Source organism: Isoptericola maris (assembly GCF_048065335.1).
Lineage (GTDB): Bacteria > Actinomycetota > Actinomycetes > Actinomycetales > Cellulomonadaceae > Isoptericola > Isoptericola rhizosphaerae.
The window spans coordinates 41,897-55,200 of sequence record NZ_JBLUNY010000010.1; the positions used below are offsets into that span (position 1 = coordinate 41,897).

At 73.6% G+C, this 13,304-nt stretch carries 11 protein-coding genes; 8 read left to right on the forward strand and 3 right to left on the reverse strand.

The genetic code is table 11. The features are described 5' to 3' along the window. Positions 1 to 116: 116 nt before the first annotated feature. The 3 genes from ACH5HR_RS14085 (at position 117) to ACH5HR_RS14095 (ending at position 2,070) form a co-directional block, all read left to right on the forward strand. On the forward strand, positions 117 to 1,106 hold the full coding sequence (locus ACH5HR_RS14085; protein ID WP_402377030.1) for a DnaJ C-terminal domain-containing protein: 990 nt from the start codon (positions 117 to 119) through the stop codon (positions 1,104 to 1,106). 43 nt (positions 1,107 to 1,149) lie between these two features. After that, complete coding sequence (locus ACH5HR_RS14090; protein ID WP_402377028.1) at positions 1,150 to 1,602, forward strand: heat shock protein transcriptional repressor HspR; 453 nt, start codon at positions 1,150 to 1,152, stop codon at positions 1,600 to 1,602. A gap of 159 nt (positions 1,603 to 1,761) precedes the next feature. Continuing rightward, positions 1,762 to 2,070, forward strand: a complete 309-nt coding sequence (locus ACH5HR_RS14095) for a DUF1540 domain-containing protein (protein ID WP_402377026.1) — start codon at positions 1,762 to 1,764, stop codon at positions 2,068 to 2,070. A 66-nt stretch (positions 2,071 to 2,136) separates the two neighbouring features. Here the strand turns inward: ACH5HR_RS14095 and ACH5HR_RS14100 are convergent, their stop codons facing one another. Continuing rightward, the gene (locus ACH5HR_RS14100; protein ID WP_402377024.1) at positions 2,137 to 2,898 is read right to left on the reverse strand and encodes a nucleotidyl cyclase domain-containing protein; all 762 of its coding nucleotides are present in this window, start codon (positions 2,896 to 2,898) and stop codon (positions 2,137 to 2,139) included. A 187-nt stretch (positions 2,899 to 3,085) separates the two neighbouring features. Between ACH5HR_RS14100 and ACH5HR_RS14105 the strand changes: the two genes are divergently transcribed. Next, complete coding sequence (locus tag ACH5HR_RS14105; protein WP_416478417.1) at positions 3,086 to 7,009, forward strand: sigma-70 family RNA polymerase sigma factor; 3,924 nt, start codon at positions 3,086 to 3,088, stop codon at positions 7,007 to 7,009. A 34-nt stretch (positions 7,010 to 7,043) separates the two neighbouring features. Here the strand turns inward: ACH5HR_RS14105 and upp are convergent, their stop codons facing one another. Then, a complete protein-coding gene (gene upp, locus ACH5HR_RS14110; protein WP_402377019.1) occupies positions 7,044 to 7,679 on the reverse strand; it encodes a uracil phosphoribosyltransferase in 636 nt (211 codons plus the stop codon). A gap of 109 nt (positions 7,680 to 7,788) precedes the next feature. After that, on the reverse strand, positions 7,789 to 9,519 hold the full coding sequence (locus ACH5HR_RS14115; protein WP_416478419.1) for a hypothetical protein: 1,731 nt from the start codon (positions 9,517 to 9,519) through the stop codon (positions 7,789 to 7,791). 267 nt (positions 9,520 to 9,786) lie between these two features. On the opposite strand from ACH5HR_RS14115, the gene ACH5HR_RS14120 reads away from it, so the two are divergent. The 4 genes from ACH5HR_RS14120 (at position 9,787) to ACH5HR_RS14135 (ending at position 13,295) form a co-directional block, all read left to right on the forward strand. Continuing rightward, complete coding sequence (locus ACH5HR_RS14120) at positions 9,787 to 10,221, forward strand: nucleoside deaminase (RefSeq protein WP_416478525.1); 435 nt, start codon at positions 9,787 to 9,789, stop codon at positions 10,219 to 10,221. 70 nt (positions 10,222 to 10,291) lie between these two features. Next, positions 10,292 to 11,665: a sensor histidine kinase gene (locus ACH5HR_RS14125; RefSeq protein WP_416478421.1), complete on the forward strand. Its 1,374-nt coding sequence runs from the start codon at positions 10,292 to 10,294 to the stop codon at positions 11,663 to 11,665. Next, positions 11,653 to 12,312: a LuxR C-terminal-related transcriptional regulator gene (locus ACH5HR_RS14130; protein WP_402377011.1), complete on the forward strand. Its 660-nt coding sequence runs from the start codon at positions 11,653 to 11,655 to the stop codon at positions 12,310 to 12,312. The genes ACH5HR_RS14125 and ACH5HR_RS14130 overlap by 13 nt, the downstream gene beginning before the upstream one ends. Continuing rightward, the gene (locus ACH5HR_RS14135; protein WP_416478422.1) at positions 12,309 to 13,295 is read left to right on the forward strand and encodes a DUF4097 family beta strand repeat-containing protein; all 987 of its coding nucleotides are present in this window, start codon (positions 12,309 to 12,311) and stop codon (positions 13,293 to 13,295) included. The genes ACH5HR_RS14130 and ACH5HR_RS14135 overlap by 4 nt, the downstream gene beginning before the upstream one ends. The last annotated feature ends 9 nt before the right edge of the window (positions 13,296 to 13,304 follow it).

Sequence of the window (13,304 nt, forward strand, 5' to 3'; positions counted from 1 at the left end):
GTGGGCCCGGCGTGTGGGGGGTGGGCGGGTTTGGGGGGCACCTACCCCGGCCATCACGGGCAAAACGGGCCAGAAATCGCGCCCACAACCGTCGGAGAAGGTGAGGAAGGGACGTCGTGACCGGTCAGGACTGGATCGAGAAGGACTTCTACGCCGCGCTCGGCGTCCCCAAGGACGCCGACCAGGCGGCCATCAAGAAGGCATACCGCAAGCTGGCCCGCCAGTACCACCCGGACCAGAACCCCGGTGACGCCTCCGCCGAGTCCCGGTTCAAGGAGATCGGCGAGGCCTACGCGGTGCTCTCGGACACCGAGCAGCGCCAGCAGTACGACGCCGTGCGGTCGATGGCCGGTGGCGGCGCGCGCTTCAACGCGGGCCCGGGCGGCGCGTCCGGTGGGTTCGAGGACGTCTTCAGCTCGATGTTCGGCGGTGGAGCGCGCCCCGGGTCGCAGTACCAGCAGTACCAGTCCGGCGGTGCGGGGTTCGAGGACATCCTCGGCTCGATGTTCGGCGGCGCGGGCACCGGCCGGCCGGCCGGGTTCGGAGGCCCGCAGCAGCGCCGGGGGCCAGACGTCGAGACGCGCGCCACGCTCCCGTTCCGCGCCGCCGTCGAGGGCACCACGGTCGAGCTCACCGTGGACGGCAAGAAGATCACCGCGCGCATCCCGGCCGGGGTGCACGACGGGCAGAAGATCAGGCTGCGCGGCAAGGGCCGTCCGGGCACGGCCGGCGGGGCCGCGGGCGACCTGCTCATCGCGGTGCACGTCAGCGAGCACCCGGTGTTCTCGATCGACGGCGTCAACCTGCGCATGACCCTCCCGGTCACCTTCGCGGAGGCCGCGCTGGGCACCACGGTCGAGGTCCCGACGCTCTCGGGCGAGAAGGTGCGGCTCAAGGTGCCGGCGGGCACGCCGTCGGGCCGGGTGCTGCGCGTCAAGGGCCGCGGCGTGGCGACGGCGAAGCGTACCGGCGACCTGCTCGTGAGCGTGCAGGTGGTGGTGCCGCAGAAGCTGAGCCGGGCCGCGAAGAAGGCTCTGGAGGAGTTCGCCGCGGAGGCCGACGGCGAGGACGTGCGCGCCGCGCTGGCCGCCCAGGCCGCACAGTAAGGGCTGGTCCGCCGGACCACGTCAGGGAGCGAAGGAGGTCCACATGGTCACCGACGACGCACCCGTGCTGACGGTCTCGCAGGCCGCGCAGCTCACGGGGCTGCACCCGCAGACGCTGCGCCAGTACGACCGGCTCGGACTGGTCGTGCCGCGGCGGACCCGTGGCCGCGGACGGCGCTACTCCCGCCGCGACGTGGCCCGCCTGCTCGAGGTGCAGCACCTCGCGCAGAGCGAGGGCATCAACCTCGCCGGGGTCAAGCGCATCCTCGACCTCGAGCAGCACGTCATGGTGCTCGAGCACCGCCTGGACGAGCTCGCGAGCCTCCTGGCCGAGCGCGAGCGTGCCGAGGGCCGCGTGTTCGCCGCCGGGACCGGTGGCGACGTGGTGGCGGTGCCGCGCGGGCAGCGGGTGCGGCGCACCGAGCTGTACGTCGAGTCGCGCCGCGAGCAGGGCGGAGCGCTCGTGCTGTGGCGCCCGGCGCCGCACCGCGACTGAGCGCCTGCTTTCAGGAACGGCATTCTTTCGTCAATAGATTCTTCTCTGGTAAGGCTTTCCTTACCGCTGGTGAATATCTCGCTTTCCTGTGCAGGAATCTCATTCACGCCTATCATCGAGATATCGGCGAGTGCGAGACCTGACGCGAGGAGCGAGATCATGACCACCCTGATGGAGATGCCCGAGGTCACCAGCTGCACCGTGGACGGCTGCAGCTACAACCACGACCACGACTGCCACGCGGGGGCCGTGACGATCGCGGGCGTCCCCGGGGACGCCTCCTGCGCGACGTTCATCCCGCTCAGCACCAAGGGCGGGCTCGAGAAGGTCGTGGCGCACGTCGGTGCCTGCCAGCGCACGGACTGTGTCCACAACGAGGACCTGGAGTGTGCGGCCAGCGCCATCCGCGTCGGCGCCGGACCGCAGGACCCGAGCCACGCGGACTGTCTCACCTTCACCACGGCATGACAGGTCGCCGGACATGACGAGGGCCCCGGACGGCAGCGTCCGGGGCCCTCGTCATGGGACGGCCGGTCAGCGGCGCAGGTTCCGCATCAGCTCCAGGGCGGCCTGGTGGGACTCCGGCAGCCGCTCGACCCACACGCGCACCGGGCGGCGCAGGCTCTCCGCGACGCCCAGGACCTCCGCGTTGCGCTCGACGATCTTGCGGACCGACTGCGCCAGCCGTGCCGTGGCGGCGCTCCGCTCACAGAGGACCGCGAACACGCCGTCGCTGAGCGACGCCATCGGGTGGCCGTCACCGAAGACCTGTCCCAGCGTCCTGCCGACCGACGCGGCCCGCCCCATGCGCTGCCAGGCGTCCAGCTCGTCCACCGCCACGTCGAGGACGACGAGGCAGTGCGAGTCGGAGGCGTCCTGCTCGTTCCCGGCGGCACGGCCGTACGTCTCCCGCAGCCGTTCGCCGAGGTAGGCGGACGTCGGCAGCCCGGTGGCAGGGTCGCGGATGCCCCGGGGTGCCGGGTCCCGCTCGCGCACCAGCACCCAGCCCTGCGCGGCACCGCGGACCGCATCCACGTCGAGCGGCGCCCCGACGGACCGGTAGAGGCAGGCGACGTCGTCCAGCGTCTCGTCGAGGCCGATGCCCGCTGCGCTGCGTGCCGTGCCCAGCCGGTGCGAGGCAGCCTCCGGGCTGCGCCCCGCCTCGACCGCCTCGACCAGCGCGTCCACGGCAGGGTGGTACCAGTCGCCGGGGCGCAGCCATACCTCCGTGAGGCTGGCGGTGCGCCAGCGTTCACGGGTGGCGGCGGCGGGTGCACCGCTGGGTGGGAAACTCATGGTGGAGGGACTTTCATAGGTCTCCATCATGACGCAGTTCGCGCCAACCGGTGAGGGTGAATCGCGCCACTGATGATTCACCCTCCGCCCAGCACCCCGCCGGCCATGATCCAGCGTAGAGTGACGCCGTCCGTGCTCTGCTGGGTGCGGGCACGCTCGGGGGAGTGACGAAGAAGCGGGTTGCGACGTGACCGACGTCTACGTGGGTTCGGACGGATCAGCTCCCAGCGATGGCGAGCTGATCCTTGAGGTGCGCAGCGGCAGTCTCGACGCCTATGGCGCCCTCTACGAGCGGCACGCCTCTGCGGCGCGGGTCCTCGCCCGCCAGTACGTCACGACGGTGAGCGACGCGGACGACGTGGTCTCCGAGGCGTTCCACCGCGTGCTGGGGGTCCTGCAGCACGGCGACGGCCCCGACACCCACTTCCGGGCCTACCTCTTCACCGTGGTGCGTCGGCTCGCCGCCGACCTCGCTCGCCGTGCTCAGCGCACGCGCCCGACGGCGGACGACTGGACCTTCGAGGCCGCCCTCGGCCCGTCGGCCTCGCCCGAGGACCCCACGCTGGCCGGGTTCGAGAGCACCATCGTGGCGCGGGCCTACCAGGGGCTGCCGGAACGGTGGCAGGCGGTGCTGTGGTACACCGAGATCGAACAGCTCACGCCCGCCCAGGTGGCGCCGATCCTGGGGCTCACGCCCAACGGGGTCTCCGCCCTCGCCTACCGCGCGCGCGAAGGGCTGCGGGTCGGTTACCTGCAGGAGCACCTCACGGCGGAGCCCGCCGACTCGTGCCGCAAGGTCAACGCGCTGCTCGGCGGGTACGTCCGGGGCAGCCTCGCCCGCCGCGAGATCGCCCAGGTCGACACCCACCTCGACGGCTGCGGCGACTGCCGGACGTTGGTCCTCGAGCTGGGCGACGTGGCGCACGGCATGCGTGGCGTCGTCGCGCCGCTGGTCGTCGGTGTGGCCGGGATGGCAGTGCTGGGGGCGCTGCCGCTGGGTCTCGTCACCGGAGGCGCGGTCGGAGCTGCGGGTGCCGCCGGTGCCGCGGGCACCGCGGGTGGTGTCGGTGCGGGCGTCACGGGATCGGTCGGGGGCGCGACGGCGGGGGCCACCTCGGGCGTCTCGGCCGGGGTCGGTGCCGCTGCCGGCACGACCACCACCGCGGGCGCGGCGACAGGTGGTGCCGCGACCGGAGGTGCCGCGACTGCTGCCACCGCTGGAGCGACCACGGTCACCGCCAGCACGACGACCACTGCCGTCGCCGCGACCACGGCCGGGGTCTCGGGAGCGACCGTGGCGGCCTCCACCGGCGCTGTCGCCGTCGCTGCCGCCGGTGTGGTCAGCGTGCTCGGTGCCATCGGTTCCGAGGAACCCCCGGGGGTCCCGGAGCCTCCGCTGCACTCCGCCGAGAGCCTGCCGTGGCCCTCCGCCGACCCGACGCCGGCACCGAGCGACCCGACGCCGGCACCGAGCGACGACCCGACGGACCCGGCGAACGTCCCCTTCCTGAAGGAAGCCGAGCTGGTCTCGGACGACGTCCACGTCCCGACGCCCGCCGAGGTGGTCGTCGCCGTCGCCGAACCGGACGCCGACCTCGAGCCGCGGGTCACGAACGACCTGGCGCTGCGGGTCACGAACCTCGGCGAGGTCGCGGCCGCTGGATCGCACGTGCTCCTCACGCTCCCCGAGGGCGTCCGGCTCGCGTCGACGTCGACGCCGTCCGGCGCCTCCGCCGGGACCCATCACCCGACGTCCGAGTCGTTGGCCTGCACCCCGACGACGAGGCCGCAGGACACCCTCTGCGCTGTGGGCACGCTGGCGCCGGGCGAGGCGCGGACCGTGACCGTCCCTCTCGTCGTGCGGGACGGCGGCTCGTACACCGTCTCCGCGCAGACGTGGGCCGACGGCGTGGACGCCCGCAGCGTCGCGCTCGATCCGGTCCGGGTCGAGTACTTCGGCCCGGAGCTCACCGCGGCGGCCGCCGGCGCGACCTCCGTCGCCAACCCTGGCCTGGCAGAGATCCCCTTCACCGTGCGGAACAGCGGCGACCAGCCGGTCGACGCCGGATGGACGGCGAAGGTCCGCGTCCCTGCCGGGCTCGTCCCGCACGGCGTCGGTGGAGGACTCGACTGCACCGCCCGCGACGGTTCGGCCGACGACGGCGCCTCGGTGTGGCTGTGCACGGGGGCCGGGCTCGCTCCCGGAGAGTCCGTCTCGGGCAGCGCCGCCGTGGTCGCCGACGGCACCACCGCGCAGGGCAGCTACGACGTCACGGTGGTCCCCGCGCTGGATGGCGTCCCGACGGTCCGCTCCGTCGCCGTCGTCACGGCGCCCCGCGGGTGGCAGGGTGCCAACGCCGGGGTGTCGTCGATGCAGGCGTCGTGCCGCGCCACCGGCGGGCTGGCCACGGCGGACGCCGTCGTCACCGGCACCTACACCAACCTCACCGGCCGCACGATCTCCGCCACGCTCGAGGCCGCCGGCACGAAGGTCTCGACCCCCTCGACGCTGGCCCCGGGCGAGTCGACGACGCTCACGGCACCCGACGGGCTGCGCGTCCCCGCCGGCGCCGGCACCTGGACGGTGTCGACGGTGGTCGGCGGCACCACGTACAGCCGGACGGTCACGGCCGGGACCCACGGCTCCGCCGAGTGCTACGACCCGAGCTGGGACGTGCAGACAGCGGCCACCGTGCTCAACGACGGCGGGAAGGTCCGCATCGAGGGCACGATCACCAACCGGACGGGCGAACCGATGCAGGCGTCGCTGACGGCCGCCGGCGGGACCACCGACGCCGTGCGTCTCGGCGCGGGGGAGTCGGTCGACCTCGGGCGCACGACCGGTGGCGGCGATCTCGCCGCCGGCACCGCCACGTTCAACCTGTACCGATGGGTGACCGACTCCGACGGCGACCAGCCGACCTCCGGCGTCGTGCCGGCCGTCGCCCCGACCGCCGCCTACGACGGAGCGCGGATCGCCCCCGCCGCGGGCCGGGCCGAGGCGGCGGAGGCCTGCACCTACGACGCCGCGAGCGAGACGTCGACGCGCACCTTCACCATCCCGGTCGACAACACGGGCTCGACCCTGCCGGTGGTCTTCAGCGCCCGGGCCGGCGGGAGCACCGACGAGGTCCGCCTCGCCGCCGGGGCGAAGGGCACCCTCGAGCTGAGCGTCCCCTGGGGCACGGCGTCCGGCACCGTGCTCGCCGACGGCGTCGAGCTGCGGGGGATCGACGTCGGCTTCGACAGCTGTGCCGAGGCGCCCGGATGGCCGGCCGCCGTCGACGTCTCCGCCGCCGCGCAGTGCGACGCGGGAACCGCGCAGGTCGTCGTGGAGGTCGCCGGAGACGACCACCGGGCCTGGGCGGCGATGCTGCTGCGCCGCGGGGAGGGTGTCGAGACGCGGGCCCTCGCGGCACGCGGATCCACCCGGTTCGTGATCGACGACGGTTCGTGGCGCACCGGCTCAGGGAGCGTGACCGTCCGCCTCGCACGCACCATCGAGGGGCGCGAGTTCACCGCCGAGCGGGAGGCGTCGCATGACTCCGCCCGGTGCGTCGTCCGTGACCCCCGGGCCCGCCTCGACGAGGGTGACGTCCAGATGGACCTGCACGGCGATCACGCCACGTCGTGGCGGAAGGTCGGTGTGCTTCTCGACAACAGCCGATCGACCGTGCGCACGACCTTCCGCGTCGAGGGCCCGCACGGCCACGCCCAGAAGATCGTCGTGGCGGCCGGCGAGACGGGTGCGGTCGAGAGCCGACGCGTCGACGGCCGTCAGGGCGGGACGTGGACGGTGACCGCCGGCGACTGGTCGACGAAGCTCGAGGTCGAGACGTTCACTGCGGCAGAGGCCGGGTGGTGTGCCGAACGGATCGCCTGGGGAGCGAAGTACGCCAGCGGCGACGTGCGGTCGTGGAACGGCCACGCCTACCGCTACCTGGACTGGGACGGCGCGCCGCCCGCCGGCGAGCACGGTCACGGCAAGGGCCGTGATCGTGGCAAGGGTCACGACCACGGCAAGCGCTGGTACGAGTCCGAGCAGTGGGACGGCGTGTGGATGGGCCAGTGGAAGCAGTGGGAGAAGACGGGCCTCTGCGAGTACCGCTGACGCGGGACGGCCGTCGCTCACGCCACGCGGTCGCTCACACCACGCCGTAGAGCCGGTCCCCGGCGTCGCCGAGCCCCGGCACGATGTACTTCTTCTCGTTGAGCCGTTCGTCGACGGCGGCGACGACGACCTGCACGTCCACGCGGTCACCGATCGCGTCCTGGAGCACCTGCAACCCCTCCGGCGCGGCGAGCAGGCACACGGCCGTGACGTCGTGGGCGCCGCGCTCGAGCACGTAGTCGATCGCCGCGACCAGGGTGGCGCCGGTGGCGAGCATCGGGTCGAGCAGGAACACCTGGCGGTCGGTGAGGTCGTCGGGCAGCCGGTTGGCGTACGTGACGGCCTCGAACGTCTCCTCGTCCCGCTGCAGACCGAGGAACCCGACCTCGGCGGTCGGGAGCAGGCGGGTCATGCCCTCGAGCATGCCCAGGCCCGCGCGCAGGATCGGGATGACGATCGGGCTGGGATCGCTCAGCTTGACGCCCGTCGTCGTGGTGACCGGGGTGGTGATCTCCTTGGGCACGGTCCGCACGTCACGGGTGGCCTCGTAGGCGAGCAGGGTGACGAGCTCGTCGACCAGCAGCCGGAAGATGGGCGACGGCGTCGACTCGTCCCGCAGGACGCTGAGCTTGTGGGCGACCAGCGGGTGGTCGGTGACGTGCAGGCGCATGGTCACACCGTACCGGGGCACGACGACCGCTCGGCCGTCAGCACGGCGAAGGGCCCGACCGGTCGTGCCGGTCGGGCCCTTCGCCGTTCAGTGCTCAGTCGTGAGCAGGTCAGCTCTGCTGGAGGCGACGGCGCACGACGAACAGTGCGACACCACCACCGACCAGCAGGAGTGCCACGGCGGCGGCGACACCGATGGTCGCACCCGTCACCGCGAGCTCGTCCTCCTGGGCGGCGACCTCCTCGGCGTCCACGGGGACGTCGACGACGGTCTGCGCGGGTGCCTCACGGAGATCGCTGGGCGCGTCGGCGCACTCCTCGGAGGCCGGCGGGTAGTTCACGACCATCGAGTAGTCCGGGTTGACCTCGAACTGGACCTGGACGCCGTCGCGCGTCCACGCGTAGTTGTCGTCGGTCTCGACGTACGAGCCGTCCTCGAGCTGCTCCCAGCCCGGCCACTGCAGCGGCTCCTCGGCGGAGGCGCCCGGCCACAGCAGGCGGCCCTCGAGCGGGAGGTCGGTGGTGACGTGGTCGTCACCGTCCGGGTTGAGGAACGTGACCGTCAGCGGGTTCTCGCCGGTGGCCTCGGAGCCCTCGGGCAGGGAGACCTCGTAGACGAGGTACGGCGTCTCGGCGTCGCAGACGGCGCCGATGTCACCCGGGACCAGCTCGCAGGGCTCGTCGGTGAAGGAACCCTCGGGGAGGGTGTAGATCGCCGTGCCGTCGTCCTGCGCCGTGTACTCGGCGGGGAGCTTCTCGTCGAAGGCGAAGCCCTCGGCCGGGGTGGCGACGATGCCGTCGGCGGTGGTCTCGTAGATGACCTCGTCCGTGTTCTGGGGGAGGCGGACGTCGTCGTTCTCCGTGCCGCACAGGTCCTCGACGGACGGGAGGTCCGGCGTCACGACCACGGGCTCAGGCTCGACCTCGCAGGGCTCATGGGTGAACGTGAACGTCCAGCTGGTCTCGCTGTCCTCGGCGAGCTCGACGCCCTCGTGCGGGGTCGCGGTGACGGTGACCTCGGTGCGGTCGTCGTTCCACTTCTCGGTGTACGTCGCGTGCTCGCTCTCGGGGAGCTCGACGGAGTCCTCGGCGTCGCACTGCTCGACGGACGAGGGGGCGGGCAGGGTGACCTTCTCCTTGGGCTGGTCGCCGCACTCGGGCAGGAACTCGCTCAGGTCGGTGTGACGGTGAGCGATGAGGTCCTGGAAGAGCGGCCCGTGGGGGTACGTGATGTGCACGTAGTCTGCCCAGTCGAAGCCCTGGTGGATCCCGACGATGTCCTGCTGGACGCCCCAGGACTCGCAGACGTCCGCCGGCAGGTCCGCGACGTCGAAGTACTCACCCGGGTACTCCTCGGGCAGCGTCTCCCAGAACTCGGCACCGTCCCGGACGGCGATCCGCGTCTGCTTGCCCGAGTTGTGCCAGGCGGCCGGTTCGTGGTCGCGCAGCTTCGGGTACACGTAGAACGCGGTCTGGATCTCGTTCTCCGGCTCCGGCTGGGGCGACGGCGCGACGCAGGGCTCGGTCGTGCCGGCCTCGTCGAAGTCGTAGACGTCGTTGTCCCACGCGTCGACGTCGACGGTCCACTCGTTGCTCTGCGTGGGGTCCAGCTCGAGGGTCCGGCGGAACGACGTCCCGAAGGACTCGTCGATCTTCACCTCGCCGTTCACCGTGACCGTGACGGAGTTCCCGTCGCCGCCGGCATATGCCCAGAGGTCGACGGTGAGGTTCTGGCAGTCGACACTGACCTTCGGCGTGTGGGCGGAGGCGGGCATCGCGGTGGCGACGAGCCCTCCCAGTGCGAGCGCGGCGGTGGCGACGCTCGCGAGCATTCTCTTCACGGCTGTGTGATCCCTTCAGCGGGTGGGCGCGAGCGCGAACCGAGGCGCTCAGCGGGCAGGAAACGGGGACGCATGCTATTAGAGCATCATGTCGGCGTCGAGGGGAAGGTCCGACCTCGGGTGAATTGTCCTTCGGCGCAACGACCGGCTCCGCGGACGTGTCGGTAGCCTGACCGCGTGGACCACCCCTCGGCCGACCGGTCAGCCCCGGACGACACCTTCCCGCCGCCCTCCCTCGGTGCCCGCCGCGCCGTCTGGGCGGAGCTCATGGGAGCGGCCCTGGCCGAGGCGGCGCACGCGACGGCCACGGACGACGTGCCGGTGGGCGCCGTCGTCGTCGGCCCGGACGGGCAGGTGCTCGGCACCGGCCGCAACCGCCGCGAGGAGACGGGCGACCCCACGGCGCACGCCGAGGTGCTGGCCCTGCGCGCCGCGGCCGAGCAGCGCGGCGGGTGGCGGCTGGACGGCTGCACCCTGGTCGTGACGCTGGAGCCGTGCGTGATGTGCGCGGGGGCGCTGGTCGCGGCGCGGGTCGACCGCCTGGTGCTCGGCGCGTGGGACCCGAAGGCCGGGGCGACGGGGTCGGTGTGGGACATGGTGCGCGACCAGCGTGCGCTGCACGCGGTCGAGGTCGTGACCGGCGTGCGTGCCCAGGAGTGCGCCGACGTGCTGCGCGCCTTCTTCGATGCCCGCCGAGGGTAGGGACAACCCGACGCCGACCCGTGGGTGCGCCGCATTCCGCACGGGTCGCCGCCTCCGTAGGGTCGGTGGCATGACCAGCACAGAGCCGGCGACCGGCCGCGTCGCACCGGCGCTGACGACCTCCGGGTTCCTGCGCGCCCCGTTCGCCCCGGCGACCTACCACGGCGTCGCGCAGGTCGTCGTCGGCTGGCTCTGGGCCCTGACGGCGGGCCTCCCCGTCATGATCGTCGTCGTCACGGCGGCCGCCCTGGTCCCCGTGCTCGGCCTGGGGCTGCTCGTGCTGCCGCCGGCGCTCGCCCTCGCCCGGGCGTTCGGCGGCGCCGAGCGGGCGCGCCTGGCCGCGCAGACCGGCGCCGTCGTGCCCGCCCCGGCCCGACGGCGGCCCGGCGGCCCGCACCGGGTCACCCGGCTGTGGGCGGCCTCGAGCGACCCGGTCGGCTGGCGCGCGACGGCGTACGCCGTCGTCGCGCTGCTGCTGACGAGCGTCTACCTCGCGTTCGTCGTCGCGATGGCGGCCGGCGCCGTCGGAGGCGTCGTGCTGGCCGCCCGGTTCCTCCTGGGCGGCGGCGACGCCGGGCCCCTCGCCACGGCCGCCGGCACCCTCCTCCTCCTCGTCGCTGTCGTCGTGGCCCTCTGGCTCGCCGCGTGCTGCGCGCAGGCCGGCACCCTGACCATCGTGCGCCTGGCGCGGACGCTGCTCGGGCCGTCGGCCGCCGCGCAGGCGCGGGCCGCCCAGGCCCTCGCGGAGTCCGAGGCGCGCGTCGCCGAGTCGGCCGCCGCCGCGGCGACGGAGCGCGCGGACGTCCTCTCCGAGACCCGCGCGGCCGCCCTCGAGGCCGCGGACACCGAACGGCGTCGCATCGAGCGCGACCTGCACGACGGCGCCCAGCAGCGCCTCGTGGCCCTCGGCGTCACGCTGGGCACCGCGCGGCGCGTGGCCGAGCGCGAACCCGCCGCCGCCGTCGACGCGCTGGAGCAGGCCCACGGCGAGGTCAAGGAGACGCTCGCCGAGCTGCGGGACCTGGTGCGCGGCATCCACCCCGCCGTGCTCTCCGACCGCGGTCTCGACGCGGCGCTGTCGGCGCTCGCGGCCCGCAGCCCCGTCCCGGTCCGGGTGGAGGCGTCCGGGCTCGAGGCAGCGGGGACGACGGCGCAGGCAGCCGCCTACTTCGTCGTCGCGGAGGCGTTGACGAACGTCGCCAAGCACGCCGGTGCGTCGGTCGCCCACGTCCGTGCCGCCGTCGTCCCCGAGGGCGCCGCGGGCTCCGGACCGGTGCTGCGCGTCGAGGTGACCGACGACGGCCGCGGCGGTGCCGGGACCGCGCCCGGGGGCGGGCTCGCGGGCCTGCGAGGGCGCGTGGCCGCGCTCGACGGCACCTTCGACCTGACCAGCCCGGCCGACGCCGGCACCCGACTGACCGTGGAGCTCCCGTGCGCATCGTGATCGCCGAGGACTCGGTCCTCCTGCTCGACGGTCTCACCCGGCTGCTGCAGGCCGAGGGGCACGAGGTGACCGGCCACCGCACCGCGGAGGAGATGGTCGCCGCCCTCAGCACCCCGGGCGTGACCCTGCCCGACCTGCTCGTCACCGACGTGCGCATGCCGCCGTCGCACACCGACGAAGGGCTGCGTGCCGCCGTGCACCTGCGCAGCCTGCACCCCGACCTGCCGGTGCTGGTGCTCTCGCAGTACGTGGAGCAGCGCTACGCCGCCGAGCTGTTCGCCCGCGGCACCCGCGGCCTGGGCTACGTGCTCAAGGACCGCGTGGCGGACGTCGACGAGTTCCTCGACGCCGTCGCGCGTGTGGAGGGCGGCGGGACCGTCCTCGACCCGGAGGTCGTGTCGCAGGTTCTCGCCCGCTCACGCCACGACCTGGCGGACCTCACCCCACGGGAGCGCGACGTGCTCGCGCTCATGGCCGAGGGCCGCTCGAACACCGCCATCGCCGACCGGCTCGTCGTCGGGCCGGCCGCCGTGGAGAAGCACGTGACCAACATCCTCAGCAAGCTCGGCCTGCCGCCCGACGCCGACGCGCACCGGCGCGTCCTCGCCGTCCTGCGCTGGCTCGACCTGAACGGAGATCTGCGATGACCACACCCACCCCGGACACCACATCCTCCCCGGGCTCCTCGCCCGCCCCGGGACCCGCGACCGACGGGCGCCGCGGGACGGCCGGGCGCGTGCTGCTCGCCGTCGGCCTCGGCCTCGGCGTCCTCGTGGTCGCCTGGGCGGCGCTGCTCCTGGTCGACCGGGCCGTGTCCTCGACGGAGACCACCCGCGAGGACTACGACGCCTCGGCGGACCTGGGTCTCGTGGCCGACGGCGACGTCGAGGTCCGGGCCGACGACGCGATCACCGGGATCGAGGTGGAGGTCGTCGCCCACCGTGGTCTGGTCTCCCCGCGGTACGGGGTCGAGCAGGTGGGCGACCGGCTGGTGCTGACGCACGAGTGCCCCTCGTGGGCCTGGTTCTCCTGGGTGTGCTCCGGCGAGCTGCGCGCCGTCGTCCCGACGGGGACGGCGGTGGACGCGCGGACCTCGAACGGTGACGTGGAGGCGTCGGGCCTCGACGGGGCCGAGCTGCGCTCGGAGAACGGCGACGTCGTCGCGCAGGCGATCGGTGGCGACGTGCTGGCGACGTCGAGCAACGGTGACCTGGTCCTTGCCGACGTGGGCGGGGACGTGGAGGCGCGGACCTCGAACGGTGACGTGGAGGCGTCCCGCGTCGAGGGGCGGGTGACGGCGCGGTCGAGCAACGGTGACGTCGCGGCCTCCGACGTCGGCGCGGGAGTGCTCGCCCGCACGAGCAACGGGTCGGTCGACGTGTCCACCGTCGGCGGGGAGGTCGAGGCCCAGTCCTCGAACGGCAGGGTCGAGGTGGCGGGTGCAGCCGGAGACGTGCTGGCCCGGACGAGCAACGGCTCGGCGACGGTGGTCGGCGACGGTGAGCCGGTGAACCTGGTCATCGATACGTCGAACGGCAGCGAGACGATCGAGGGCCCGACGGACCCGGCGGCGCAGCGCACCGTGGAGGTCCGCAGCTCGAACGGGGACGTGGCCTACCTCGCTCCCTGAGCCCGACCG

Excerpts from the sequence above, each read along its gene's own strand:
- ACH5HR_RS14090 (WP_402377028.1), top strand. The coding sequence starts at position 1,150 with ATGGTCACCGACGACGCACCCGTGCTGACGGTCTCGCAGGCCGCGCAG.
- ACH5HR_RS14095 (WP_402377026.1), top strand. The coding sequence starts at position 1,762 with ATGACCACCCTGATGGAGATGCCCGAGGTCACCAGCTGCACCGTGGAC.
- ACH5HR_RS14100 (WP_402377024.1), bottom strand. The coding sequence starts at position 2,898 with ATGAGTTTCCCACCCAGCGGTGCACCCGCCGCCGCCACCCGTGAACGC.
- upp (WP_402377019.1), bottom strand. The coding sequence starts at position 7,679 with ATGCGCCTGCACGTCACCGACCACCCGCTGGTCGCCCACAAGCTCAGC.
- ACH5HR_RS14120 (WP_416478525.1), top strand. The coding sequence starts at position 9,787 with ATGGGAGCGGCCCTGGCCGAGGCGGCGCACGCGACGGCCACGGACGAC.
- ACH5HR_RS14125 (WP_416478421.1), top strand. The coding sequence starts at position 10,292 with ATGACCAGCACAGAGCCGGCGACCGGCCGCGTCGCACCGGCGCTGACG.
- ACH5HR_RS14135 (WP_416478422.1), top strand. The coding sequence starts at position 12,309 with ATGACCACACCCACCCCGGACACCACATCCTCCCCGGGCTCCTCGCCC.